Origin of the sequence: Prevotella sp. TCVGH (assembly GCF_023522295.1) — a bacterium.
Lineage (GTDB): Bacteria > Bacteroidota > Bacteroidia > Bacteroidales > Bacteroidaceae > Prevotella > Prevotella timonensis.
In genome coordinates this window covers 13,010-25,882 of record NZ_QFFX01000021.1, presented here as the reverse complement: position 1 = coordinate 25,882, position 12,873 = coordinate 13,010, and the positions used below count along the sequence as shown (strand labels likewise).

8 protein-coding genes are annotated in these 12,873 nt (G+C 39.3%); 1 reads left to right on the top strand and 7 read right to left on the bottom strand.

Annotated features, from left to right (window positions below):
- Nucleotides 1-29: 29 nt before the first annotated feature.
- The 6 genes from DEM91_RS05715 to DEM91_RS05690 all read right to left on the bottom strand — a co-directional run bounded on the left by DEM91_RS05715 (nucleotide 30) and on the right by DEM91_RS05690 (nucleotide 10,637).
- Entirely contained in the window at nucleotides 30-923 is an 894-nt protein-coding gene (locus DEM91_RS05715) for a ChaN family lipoprotein (protein WP_249858277.1), read from the bottom strand.
- On the bottom strand, nucleotides 907-3,750 hold the full coding sequence (locus tag DEM91_RS05710; protein ID WP_275975245.1) for a M16 family metallopeptidase: 2,844 nt from the start codon (nucleotides 3,748-3,750) through the stop codon (nucleotides 907-909). Before DEM91_RS05710 ends, DEM91_RS05715 begins: the two co-directional genes overlap by 17 nt.
- Nucleotides 3,751-3,844: 94 nt before the next feature.
- Nucleotides 3,845-5,062 (bottom strand): DUF4929 family protein, encoded by a 1,218-nt coding sequence (locus DEM91_RS05705; RefSeq protein ID WP_249858275.1) that lies wholly within the window; start codon nucleotides 5,060-5,062, stop codon nucleotides 3,845-3,847.
- Between the two features lie 102 nt (nucleotides 5,063-5,164).
- The gene (locus tag DEM91_RS05700) at nucleotides 5,165-6,520 is read right to left on the bottom strand and encodes a RagB/SusD family nutrient uptake outer membrane protein (protein ID WP_249858274.1); all 1,356 of its coding nucleotides are present in this window, start codon (nucleotides 6,518-6,520) and stop codon (nucleotides 5,165-5,167) included.
- Nucleotides 6,521-6,578: 58 nt separating this feature from the next.
- The gene (locus tag DEM91_RS05695; protein WP_410525626.1) at nucleotides 6,579-9,650 is read right to left on the bottom strand and encodes a SusC/RagA family TonB-linked outer membrane protein; all 3,072 of its coding nucleotides are present in this window, start codon (nucleotides 9,648-9,650) and stop codon (nucleotides 6,579-6,581) included.
- 87 nt (nucleotides 9,651-9,737) lie between these two features.
- Entirely contained in the window at nucleotides 9,738-10,637 is a 900-nt protein-coding gene (locus DEM91_RS05690) for a sirohydrochlorin chelatase (protein WP_249858273.1), read from the bottom strand.
- A 281-nt stretch (nucleotides 10,638-10,918) separates the two neighbouring features.
- On the opposite strand from DEM91_RS05690, the gene xseA reads away from it, so the two are divergent.
- The gene (gene xseA, locus DEM91_RS05685) at nucleotides 10,919-12,214 is read left to right on the top strand and encodes an exodeoxyribonuclease VII large subunit (protein WP_249858272.1); all 1,296 of its coding nucleotides are present in this window, start codon (nucleotides 10,919-10,921) and stop codon (nucleotides 12,212-12,214) included.
- A gap of 106 nt (nucleotides 12,215-12,320) precedes the next feature.
- Here xseA and DEM91_RS05680 read toward each other — a convergent pair whose 3' ends face one another.
- Entirely contained in the window at nucleotides 12,321-12,872 is a 552-nt protein-coding gene (locus DEM91_RS05680) for a 3'-5' exonuclease (protein WP_249858271.1), read from the bottom strand.
- Between the last annotated feature and the right edge of the window lies 1 nt (nucleotide 12,873).

Here is a 12,873-nt window from a genome sequence, read left to right as displayed (position 1 = left end):
ACGTTGTTTATTTTATTATAATTGTTTATCTAATAAGTATTTGTCATATCCTCCGGCACACAAAGGTAATAATCTGCTAATCCTTTGTATGTATCATCTAAAAATGTAATATCTTCTTGTCGCACAGTACGTAGAGTAATTATTTTTTTCTTGGGGGCATATTTCCTTAGGTAGGTGATAATGCCACTGTTGCCATCAGTGTGGATATTTCCATTTATATGCAACATTTTAGGAGTGGAGGTTTGTGCGATATGCCATGCCATTGTTGCATCTTTGAGTGCCTGTGCTTCAGAAAGGTGGCTGTTATCTTTATTTGATTTTCCACCACCCAACATTCTCATCATGGCAAATCCTTGTTCGGCTTGTGGGTTTGGCTCGTAGGGAATGGGTAATGGAGGGAAATACTCCTTGGCTTCTTTAGAAAGTGAATCAATGAATGCTAACCCGTGTTCTTTAACCATTGCCGCATATCTTCTTGGTACATTTGTTGCCACAGTTGATATCTTGTTTTCACGAGCGAAGTTGACAATTGGCGCATAATCTGTAACGTAATTGGGCCATATACGCGCCTCTTCTTCGAATCTGTCAGAGAAAATAAGTCCTTGCAGATATTCATTAAGAATGAGTTGATTGTCGGCTTCGAACATCTCCATACCTAATGCCAAATTTCTTCCATGAGCCAAATAGAGTGATTGCAGAATGCGTAACTCTAACCAGTGAGTAATGGCACAATTATGTATCTCGCCTAAAAATACGACGTCTGCCTTTGATAGTTGTCGCACCATTTGTTGATAATCGATAGCTTTGCCACTGTTGTCGTATAATCGATAAGCATCATAGGTAGTCTGTTGCGCATTGACGACCATGGATCCTGCTGCTACTATAACAAGTAGAAGGGATAGAAATTTATTTTTTTGTTTCATCTGTCTTTATTAGTACTATTCGTTTGTTTAATTTTATATATTGCTTAAACATTTGTTGTATTTCCTGTGCTGTGATTTGTTGTAATATAGATTCGTAATGATTGAAGTCAGCAATGCTCTCATCATTCTTAATCAATAATGTGAGTGCATTTTTCCACTCTATGGGCGTGTCGTTGGATAGAGCTTGCTGCTTAGCTACCAAAAACGATCGCTTCATTTTTTCAAGATTAGCTGTGCTTACAGCAGTGTCTTGAAATTGTGTGACGATGTTGCAGAGAGTTTGTTCAACCTTTTCCAGATTGTTCTTTTCTGCATCGATGGTAAGTTGTAAATATGCTCGTTGTTGTGGGTATCCATCGTAAAATAGGTCGACGTAAGGTGAATATACGATGTGAAGCTTTTCTCGCAGGATATCAATAACACGCTCTTGCAACAAGTCACGCATTAGTTTGATGCAGAGAGACGTTCTCAACCCAGGATGATAGTTGAAGGGAAGTACCATGTAGAGTGTTCCCTTTTGATGACTATCATTGTCTATGAATACTTTTCGCACCTCATTGCATGGTAAACTTATAGGTCGATTGTCCAAAGGCATAGCATCTTGTTGAGGCATTTCAGAAAAGATAGCGACAGCTTGCGGTATAATTTTTGTCAAATCAAATCCCCCTGTTAGGATGATTGTTGTATTGCGCAAATCACCAAATGTACGCTTATAGTAGGTTGCCAACGTATCTAAATTAAGCTGTTGCCAATCTGCTTTATTCATTAAAAAAGTTTTATCTCTTCCGTTTCCAACCAATGAATCAATGCAAATATCTATGAGTCGGTTAATATCTCGTTTCATCATACGCTGTAACAAGGTCTCTTTTCCATTATTCGTTATTTCTGATTGTTTCAGATTTTCGAATAGTGGATAATCTAAGCCTGGATGCATTATTTTTTCTCTGATCAAACGAAATAAAGAAGAGCTATAGCAGACTGGTCCAGAAGCTAATAATTGATGCCAATATTGATCTACTCCCAAAGCCATTGAGAGTGATTTTTGCATCATGATGTCAGACAGCGTGTCGTTTGGCAATCCTTGTATACCACCCAGATCCACATAAGCAATAGCATCGTAGTAGCGCTTTTGTTGTAGAGTTGTAAGGTCTGCCATTCCGCCACGTCCTATCCATGCGATGTAAATGGTAGAGTCGGCAGTATTGGTAGGTTTGAGCAATAAGCGTATTCCATTGGAAAGTTTTATATCGGTTACGCCCAACTTTTCATGGATGTTTTGGTTTGTTACTGCCCCATTTGTAATCTCGTACGTTTTCAGATCCCTTTCGGGGCGTTGTATGGCAGCACATGGAGAACTTGGATGAGGTGGATGGAATGTGTATCTTTCCATGCTTTGCCGCTGTCCTTGTTGCCATGCTTGTATGATTGCTTGCTTGGACAATGAATTGTCACTATGACTATTGTAAGCTATTAGGCTTGATTTTCGCATTTGTTTCAACAAGAAGCTTAAACGCTTTACGATATCTTTGCTCGTAGTTTTACTTAATAGCACTTTCAGCAGATTGGCTTCTTGATTAGAGTAAATTCGTCTTTCCCCAAAAATAACATAATCGATTAGATCATCGCAAATCTCAGTAGCAGTTTTGTCTTCTTTTTCAACAATCATTTTTTCTTGTTGCTTTTTGATGAGATGTTGAAGTTCTATGGAGCAGATACCTTGCTTGACAATACGTCTACACTCTGCTGAGGCAGTTCTTATGGATTGTAGCAATGTGCTGTTATGCGTTGATGAAAATGAGAATGTAAAATGATTTTTATTTGCTAAATACCACGAGTCATAGACTTCGCACCTTGTTCCGCTTTCCTTTAATCTGTTGTTGAGTAAAGAACACACAATTTCCATACGTTTACGTTCAAGCATGTTGTGCAGATTGGTGGTAAAAGGCATGACATGTGGAATTATCCAATCAATTTTTTGAGTGGTTTGTAAACTATCGGTTAACACCATATAGTTGGTGCCTTTGCTGTAAGTTAAAGGATAGGTGGGAGGTGTAGTTTGCTTGTTTGTTTTTGGAAGATGTCCCAATGTTGTTGATATCAAATGTTTAGCCTCCTTAACGTCTACATCTCCAACAATAATAATAGTTGCATTATGAGGCTTGTACCATTTATTGTAATATTGTAGTAATGCTTTAGGCGTTACAGCTTTAATTTCTTGTTCTGATCCTAAAGGCATACGCTTAGAATATCTTCCTGTTCCTATTTTTAGCGTATAAAAATCATCAGGCAGGGTATAACTGCGAAGTTCTTCTATAATGGTGCCTTTCTCATTTTCAACATGAGATGTTGATATTTCAATAGCACCAAGCCAATCGCTTGTCGAATGAAGTGCTAATTGCAGTATTTCAGAACGTTGTTGGGCACTGGTGATTGGTAGAGATAAGGAATAAATGGTACGGTCGAATCCCGTAAACGCATTAATATCTCGCCCATATTTCATTCCTTGCGCCTCGAAAGCCTGTATCATAGTGCGATTGGGAAAACGTTTAGTTCCCTCAAACGCTAAATGTTCCAAAAAGTGTGCGCATCCTCTTTGTTCTTCATCTTCAACCAACGAACCTATTCGCATAATCATCCGCATTTCTATTTTATGCGATTGGTTTGTAGTAGGTACAAGGATGTAACGTAAGCCATTGGTGAGTTTCCCCTCAACAGCATTGGGGGAAAGGGGAGGGAACGTTGTGCCCCTCGCCCTTGATATAGAAATAGAAATAACAAGTAGAAGTGATAATAAGCTTATTCTACAAGTTGTTAGTTTTATGTGCATATACCTTTAGGGTATGATTTTGTGAAATTCTTATTGCTAATAGTTGTCACCGCTTCTTAATAGAAGAGGAGATGATTCTGTTTTTTAACCAATATTAAAAGGTATATTCTACATTTATTTGTGTGTAGCCATTCGCCTCATCAAAGTCCCATGGGAATGTAAAAGACATCTTCCCTCCCTTGAAGTCAAGAACAGAGGTAGGCTTGATGTAGTCAGACGGATCGTTCTTATATGAATCCTTGTCTATGGTGCTATATCCGAGCCATCTATTTGGGGAAATACTTCCACCTGCATCAATTACATCTTGGTTTATCAATATCGTTTGCTCATGGTCTTCATAAGGCAATTTGATGGTAACGGAGACATTCCCTTGCTTTACAATGTTCTGCAAACGGTCCCATGCAGAGAACTTGTATGAAAAAGGCACTACAGTTATTTCGTCTCCATATACATCCTTTCCCGTTCCTAAGAAATTAATTTTTCCATCTTTAATATTGAGTTCAATATTGTCAAGAGCTGTCGTGAATGTATCTTCCTTAGGATCAAACTTTACTGCTTTCACAACAGCCAAGCCATTAGGTTGTTGTTGGAAGAATTCAGTATCCTCAACTGTCTTCTTTTTAAGTACCATGTAGAAAAAGTCGTTAAGTCCCATTGCATTGGATATCATCTTTAGAACGGGTTTGTCGGCAGTGGCTTTTTCGCTGAGTGTAATAATGGTGTAACCGTTGAATGTTTCTTTCTCTTTACCTCCAAAGTATTGTTCTTTGTCACTTGCATTATAACTAACAGTTGCTTTTACCTTTATTTTACCAAGGATGCTTGTGAGGTCAACTCCAAACTTTTCTTTATAACCCTTGATTAATGATTGTTGTGCTTCTGTTAAAACTGGGATATCACTATCTTGTCGAACATTAATAGTCACAGGCTTTAATAATTTTACATTATCATTGTTTATGTGACCCACATTGATGGTAATAGAACGGACTCCTTTAACTAAATGTTTGTTGTTGGACTTGATAGTAAAGGTTTGAACCTTTTCACCTTTCTTGAAAACAAGATTTTGCGTAGAAAGTTCTACTATCTTGTCGTCGTTTCCTGTGACAATCAAATTGGCAGTAACGTCTTCCTCTGGTGTAAAGGACAGACTTGCCTTAATCGTGATCGTCGTATTATCATCTTCTGCAATCTCATGAACTCCTTGCAGTTCAAGATTTAGATGATTTGTCATTTGCTCATCCTTATCCTCTGTACAAGAGGGTATAAGCAAAAGTGCCAAAAGGGCTGCTAATGTAAATTTAATGGTTTTCATTGTGTAATTGTTATAAAAAATTGAGTTATTTTTATGAGATATTTGCCAGTCCCGTGTGATGTCTTTTAGTGTGATGTCATGTTAGACACCTTTACCTGTTTTTCATTTGTCATTTGTATAATACCAGCCTTTGTTTTGGTTGATTTCAGCAAGATTAAAGCGGTATTCTGCTTTTGGTATAGGGAAAGTCCACCGATAGTCGTCTTCTGATATATAAGCGGAATGTCCCTCGCCCCATAGAGTTAAGCGAGCAAGCGGTTTGTTGTGTGTACGTTTTAAGTCAAAGTAATTAGTGCCTTCTCCAACAAACTCTTGGTATTTGTCGTAAAGGATAGAATCGACTAAATCTTTGCCATTCAAATTTTCTGTAAGCATGTTCTTTCCAGTTAATTTTCGATAACTGTTTATCGTTGCAATAGCCTTGTGATTATTTCCTATTTGTGCATAAGCTTCAGCCACCATGAAGATAAGACCTGCCCGCCGCATTTTGTTAAGGTAGGAGACAACCATGTTGTCTTTTTGCAATTTATTATATTTACCCAAGAGCATGACCTGTTTGTTGTACATCTTTTTGGGTATAATCGCCATGTCATAACGTTTGTCTGATTTGTCAATTGCAAAGTTTGGGTTGATGGCAAATAAATCTCCTTTGTTTCTGTCGTATTCCAAATTAGTGAAAACAGGACTATCCATATAAAAAGCAAAAATACGTTCTGTTGAGTTTTTGTCAGTCCATAAAGAATGGTATTCTTTTTCATAGGAGTCCGACCCTGCCTTTGGCATTGTCGAAAGCTGTGGGACAGCATATTCGAGAACTTTATCCCATTGTCCCATATAAAGGTAGAGATCGGCTAATAAGTAGTGAGCAGCATCGTTCGACATCCACATCTGGTTTTTGTTGTTAAAGGGATGTTTGGCTGTTTGTAGTAATAAATCCTCGATATAACTCGTACAATCTTTGATAGAACTACGCTGTTTGTTTTCTATTCCGAGTGTCGACTTTAGTATGATTCCCATGTCATCTGGGTTTCTGTCGTAAGCTGGGGCATATATCTTGAGTAATTGCAAATAGCACCAAGCTTTTAGTAGTTTGCTTTCCGAAGAAATATTGATGATTTCCTGCCTGTCATCTTCTTTTTCTATCTGCACTTGTGGCAGTCGTTCATCTAAAGCATCACAGATAGCAATAACGTTATAATATCCAAGCCAAAGATTCGTGGAAAGTTGTGTGATTTCTTTAGGACGCCACGCATACAGGTTTGTTAATTCTACATTGCTGTGAGAGAGTGACGTAGGGCAAAAGTCATTGCCTAAGATTGAAAACTCCAATTCGTAATGAGGGTATGCCCTATATGCTGAAGTTAAGAGTGAACGTGCATTTTGAACATTGGTAATCGCATCGGGGTCTGAAAACATATCCATTGGCGGAATGTTGAGCGAACACGATGTAAATATCATCGCAGAAATGATATAATGAAACAATAATATATTTTTGCGTGTTATCTTAAACATAATTTCAAAATGTTAGGTTCATATTAAATGTGAACACAGGTTGAAGTGTTCCAGAAAGTTTTCCACTTTCTGGATCCGACTCCTTAAAGGATGTCCATGTATAGAGATTTGAACCTTGAAATCCCACTGAGGCGAATTGTAAAAAAGGTAAATGCTTTTCTAACCATTTTCCTGCAATGCGGTATCTCAATGACACCATGGATAATTTTAACATGTTGCTTGAACCAACTGTGCGAGAGGTTGCATACAAAGCCATGTTTTCTTCAGCCACACTGTTTGCGTAATAGGGTGTGGGATAAATTTTGTGCTCATCTCCTTGCTTAAACCACATGTGCTCAGTAAGTCCAGCAATAGCATTCTTGTTTGCATTGTCTTTATTACGTACGTACTTGTAATCAAATTGACGAATACCCGAAAGCGTGTAGTAAAAGCCAACATTCATTTCAAATTCTTTGTATTGAAAATCAACATTCAATCCTCCGTTGTATGGTGGCGTGAGATGACCTAAGGATTGGAAATCAGACTTCGTAAGAAATTCGCTTGCTTGTTTTTCCTTGTTATCAGGAGTCTTGAATACTGGATAACCAGTAAGAGGATTGATACCTAATGAATGAAGCCCATACAGCATATCGTACGATTTACCTACCTCGTAAGTTGGCAGTATATCATCTTCGTTCGTATATAATCGATTGCCGTCATATAGATCAATAACTTTGTTGCGATTATAGCAAAAGTTGGCACGCAAATTTAACCTGCTGTCATAATTATCAATAATCCTAACGTTAAAGCCTAACTCTATACCGTTATTTTGTAGAATTCCAACGTTGCGTTTCATCAATTGAAACCCTGTGCTTGTTGCAATAGGAACATCCAACAGGGCTTCTTCTGTAATGCGATTATACCAATTCGCATCAAATGTAATGCGGTGAAATAGTTCAAGGGTTAGACCAGCGTCCATTGATTTATTTTGCTCTGCTTTCAAGTCTTTATTATAAAGCATAAGTAGTTCCAATGGCCTTACCTCATCATAGCCTTTGTTGGAAAATGAGAATGTGCCAATCGTTTGTGATACCGAAACACCATTAAGATTAGCTGTTACGCCATAAGATGCTTTTAGGTTCAGTGCAGATATTATCTTATTGCCCTTCAAAAAAGAATAATTGGTTGGCGTCCACCCTATTCCCGTTGCCCAAGCAGAGTTCCAACGTTTCTCTTTAGGAAGAACGGATGACGCATCCGCTTTGAAGGTAGCGTAAAAGTCGTAGATGTTTTTAAGGGAATAGCCACCTACCACTCCTATACCCAATTGTGCGTTTCTGTCATGTGGGTTTCGTATCTCAGGTTGCCTAAGCCCTTGTAGCGAATGGTTTATGGCAGAAGGTGAGTCTATATTACCCACACCATATCCTGTGATGCCTACTCCTTCATTGTCGTAAAAGTAATAATCTATATTCGCACCAAGAGTAAGGTCGTGTATGTCATTGATTACCTGATTATATGTTGCTCTAAAATTGCTCGATATGTTTGTTGTCGCATTTTGAGATTTGCTGTATATCCCGCGCCTTAGGAGAGGGATACCTTGATGCTGTTCACTGTAAGAGGTAGCAGGAGTAAATCGATGATTATTGCCAAAGCTCAAGTCAGCACCTGCAATGTATGCCAATGTTAGTCCTGCAAAAGGAGTAAGAGTGAGGTTGGCGGAAAACCCCACGTCTTTATCTGTATGGTCTTGTTGAAATTGGTAAAGCAAGTCTTTGAACCTTTGTCCTGGGTATGAATAAAGTTGCGATGAAGTTGTTTCGTAAGGATTAAGGTTATACACCAATGAAGTTGGGTCGAAGGTTGTGCCAGTTGGCGTATTCGTTTTTGCGTATGCACCATTTACTCCCAGCATCATATAACCAATCTTTCCTAACCTTTGGTCTAAGCTAAGACGTACGCTATAACGTTGTTTGTCATTTCCTTTCATTCTTCCACCTTGATTGGCATAGTTCGCAGAAACATAATAAGTCGTTGAATTATTCCCGCCTTTCAAGCTGAAGCTGTGGCGTTGGTAGATATTATTATGTATCAGTTCGTTAAACCAGTCTGTGTCAATTTTCCGTAATTCATTGAGATATACTTCTCCTTCTTTGATAAGTTGAGCCTTATCAGGATTATCTGCCTCATACTTGTTGTAGTAGTCAGCACTAAACCGATAACCTGGTGTGGCAGGATTTTGTAAAAGTCGTTCGAATTCCAATTTTTCACTGGAATTCATTAGCCGAACTCCTCGTTTTCCTCGTCCCGTAATTCCGATATTGTTGCTGTAGGAAATGGTAAGTTTACCGCAATATCCACGTTGTGAAGTTATTTCTAAAACCCCATTAGCAGCTTTAACGCCGTATAAGGCACATGCTGATGCGTTCTTTAACACCTTAATACTTGCAATATCTTGTGGGGGAAGGTTATAAAAGGTTTCGGCAGCTATTATTTTTCCGTCTAAAACATACAATGGTTCATTGGTCATATTCCCCTTTCTAAATGAAGAGTTTCCACGTATGCGTATTTCAGGGGCTTTACCCAATTCCCCTGTATTAGAAACCATTAATCCTGGTACCATTCCTTGCAGAGCCAATCCCATGTCAATCATTGGCTTATCTTTAAGTGCTCTCATGTCTACATTAACCACTGCACCCGATTTAGCTCGCAAGTCAATCGCGTTGATATTGCTTTTTGCACGTATTACAACTTCATTTACTTGATTTACATCTTCTGACAACTTCACGTTTAGGCATGGTGTGTTATCTTTACATTTCACTTTTTTTGTGGTATATCCCACATATGAGAATGTTACAGTAAATGAGTTTTGTCGTGGAATACTTAATAAAAATCGTCCTTCGTTATTTGTAACAGTCATCGTATTAGTGCCTTCCACTTTCACTGACACGCCTATTAGAGGCTCGTTATTTGTGTCAGTAACATAACCGAAAACCTTACTTGTTTGAGCATGAGTATTGAGAATGCCCCATATCATACAGAGCAAGACAAAAATACTTTTCTTGCATGATGTGTTCCCAAATAGCAGCAAAGTCATCTGTACGATTTTGGTTGTTTTGGCTGTGTGTTTTGGCTTAATACGTAACATGTATGCACTATTTTACTAACGGATAAGATTGAAGAGCTATTTCTTGCTCTTCAACCATTGTGTCGTTTCTTCTATTACCCAATTGGCAATTAAATCAGATGATGCAGGCAAAATTCCCTCATTGCTGTAAACTATTTCTACGCCATCTCGGGTTAGCTCCGCTTGTTTTTCCTGCATTTTGTGCCTATCTGCCATACGTTTCACGTCTGAAGTAAGATAAATGCCCTGTACCAATATTCGCTTTTTGTGTTGTGCGGCACGTTTTAATATAGGTAGTAGTTCATTTGCGAAGTCATGTCCCATCTCTATCTGTCGTGCATCAGTATAAGTTATCTTGCTGTTGTCTTTGATGTATTTTTGTACATGTTCTAACATCATGTTCCAAAATCCAATACGTTCTGGGTCGCCATGTGCAAGAAATACTACGGCTTCGTTTGCCTCATCTTTCGACATCGCTTTTATTCGTTGTAACATCGTCTTTTCTAACACGTAGCTATAATAGAATGTTGGTCCCATGACAATAGGAACATTGGTATGAACCATCTCGGTATTTTCCTCTGCCAACTCTTCGCGTACATATCTATTATACTTCATGCCAAGAATGTTAGGTAAATCTTCTTCCGTGTGACTTGATGGGGCTATGAATAAAGGTAACGCAAAGATGGTATCAGCTCCTTGTTCCAAACAATCCTTTACTACATTGGCTATCGAAGGTTCTGTATATTCCATGAGTGCCACACGCATATAGTCAATGCCTTTTACGGGATGAGTTGCTAATTTTTGCCGTACGATTTGTTCTAAATCCAAGACTGGTTTACGCCAACTGGGCATAGGTGAGCCATGCGCTATTACAATTAACGCATTTTTGGCTTGCATACTACCTACTATTGTCAATAAAAATATTAATGCCAAAAGTTTTTTTCTTAAATTTTTCATTTTCAAGATGATATATAAATTAGTTATTTAATTTTTTTTCGTTCAACAACATGCTTTGCATGTCTCTTGTAAGTTTGCAAAGGTAATAGCTCCTAATTGTCAAGGCAATACCTAAATATGATGATTTTTCTCTAAATCATTCTGGGCAGTTTCTCTTGTATCTCCAATTGTAAGTTCATTTAAGAAACGTAACAATCGGAGTTATCTGCCAGTGCATTTTTATTACCATGCATCGCCTTTCAAAATAAAATTGTATATTTGTATGTGAAATATCAAAGCAAATGAAACAAAAATTAACGCTTTATGAACTCAACGAAATAGTGAGCGAAACTCTCCAAACTGTCATGCCCGATGAATATTGGGTAGAGGCCGAATTGTCTGAGGTACGTGAGGTGAGAGGGCACTGTTACATGGAGTTAGTGCAGAAAGATGAGCAAACCAATACGCCCATAGCCAAGGCTTCCGCTAAATGCTGGAAGAACAAGTGGATGCTGATGCGACCGTATTTCGAGCGCATGACGGGACAATCCTTACGAGCTGGCATGAAAGTGTTACTGAAGGTCTATGCAAATTTTCACGAGGCTTATGGGTTCTCATGGATTATCACAGACATTGACCCCGTTTATACGATGGGTGATATGGCAAGAAAAAGACAAGAAATCATTGCCCAATTAAAGGCAGAGGGCGTCTTTGATTTACAAAAAGAACTCACCTTGCCACTCTTTGCTCAGCGTGTTGCTGTCGTTTCCAGCGAACAGGCGGCAGGCTATGGCGATTTCTTGCGACAGCTACAAGACAATGATGCAGGGCTTTCTTTCGATGTGCAGCTCTTCCCTGCTGTGATGCAAGGCGAAAAAGTTGAGCAGAGTGTGATTAATGCTTTGAACCAAATCAATGATCAGGCAGACAAGTTCGATGTGGTGGTCATCATTCGTGGGGGCGGTGCTACCAGTGATTTGAGTGGTTTCGACACCATTTTATTAGCCGAGAACGTGGCTAATTTCCCTTTGCCCATTATCACAGGAATTGGACACGATAGGGATGAGAGCGTACTCGACATGATTTCCTTTCAACGAGTAAAGACACCTACCGCTGCAGCAGCCTACTTGGTTGAACATTTGAGAAATACTTGGCATCGCATTGATGATGCAGAACAGGAAATAATACAAACAGTAAGGCATGCCATGGAACTTGAAAAGAACCGTTTTGACCTCCTTACGAGTAAAATACCCTTCCTCTTTTCTCGTGTTAAACTCCAGCAATTGACGCATTTGCAGCAGTGCCAACAGCGTTTAACTACTTCCGCAAGGCTCCACGTACATCAGGCACAGCAACACATAGAGGTTCACTCTGCCAGATTATCCCCCACTGTTCAGCGCCTCCTCCTTGATGCTCGTCATCATCTCGACTTGTTGGAACAGCGTTGCTCACTACTCGACCCTCAACTTTTACTCAAACGTGGCTATAGTATCACCCTGCATCAAGGGCGGGCAGTGCGCAATGCACACCAATTAAAGGCTGGAGATGAGATAGAAACACGTGTAGAGAATGGCATCATCAAATCAACAGTGAAGTAGGAAACAAGAGAGAGTTGTCACTCTTTTTTCAAAAATATACGGAGAAAGGCAACCAAATCGTGCTGACACTTTCGTCTGAGGGACAATTCCTTGGACGAACATGTCACTATAACTTCCCGTTACAATACGTCATTTCTGTAAGTTCGCACCAGCCTGCATCTTTTATTTCTCGAAGAAACAGGCGCGCACACATCTCGGCATCATCGCCAGCCCGATGGTGTGTACCTTCGGGAATCTCAAACTGCTCACAGAGATAACCAAGCGTATGGCATTCAAAATCGTAGTGATGACGTGCGGCACGAAGTGTGCAATAATAGTCAACATCAAGTGTATCGAGGTGGTACAACTCTAATGATTTGCGAATGCAGGAGATGTCGAAGGCTGCATTGTGAGCTACGAGTATAGGCGTTTCCTTTAGATAGGTCAATATTTCTTGCCATACGCATGGAAAACTGGGCGCATTCTCCGTATTTTCGGGATGAATGCCGTGTATCTGAATGTTCCAATAGGAGTAGGCATTGTCTTCGGGACGGATTAACCACGACTTGGTTTCGACAATCTTTCCGTCTTTCACCACACATATTCCAGCTTCGCAAACAGATGCTCGTTTGCCTGTTGCTGTTTCAAAATCTATTGCTATAAAGTTCAATCCTTCCATG

What these genes read in the sequence shown, in the direction of transcription:
- DEM91_RS05715 (WP_249858277.1), bottom strand. Translation starts at nt 923, where the DNA reads ATGAAACAAAAAAATAAATTTCTATCCCTTCTACTTGTTATAGTAGCA.
- DEM91_RS05710 (WP_275975245.1), bottom strand. Translation starts at nt 3,750, where the DNA reads ATGCACATAAAACTAACAACTTGTAGAATAAGCTTATTATCACTTCTA.
- DEM91_RS05705 (WP_249858275.1), bottom strand. Translation starts at nt 5,062, where the DNA reads ATGAAAACCATTAAATTTACATTAGCAGCCCTTTTGGCACTTTTGCTT.
- DEM91_RS05700 (WP_249858274.1), bottom strand. Translation starts at nt 6,520, where the DNA reads ATGATATTTACATCGTGTTCGCTCAACATTCCGCCAATGGATATGTTT.
- DEM91_RS05695 (WP_410525626.1), bottom strand. Translation starts at nt 9,650, where the DNA reads ATGACTTTGCTGCTATTTGGGAACACATCATGCAAGAAAAGTATTTTT.
- DEM91_RS05690 (WP_249858273.1), bottom strand. Translation starts at nt 10,637, where the DNA reads ATGAAAAATTTAAGAAAAAAACTTTTGGCATTAATATTTTTATTGACA.
- xseA (WP_249858272.1), top strand. Translation starts at nt 10,919, where the DNA reads ATGAAACAAAAATTAACGCTTTATGAACTCAACGAAATAGTGAGCGAA.
- DEM91_RS05680 (WP_249858271.1), bottom strand. Translation starts at nt 12,872, where the DNA reads ATGGAAGGATTGAACTTTATAGCAATAGATTTTGAAACAGCAACAGGC.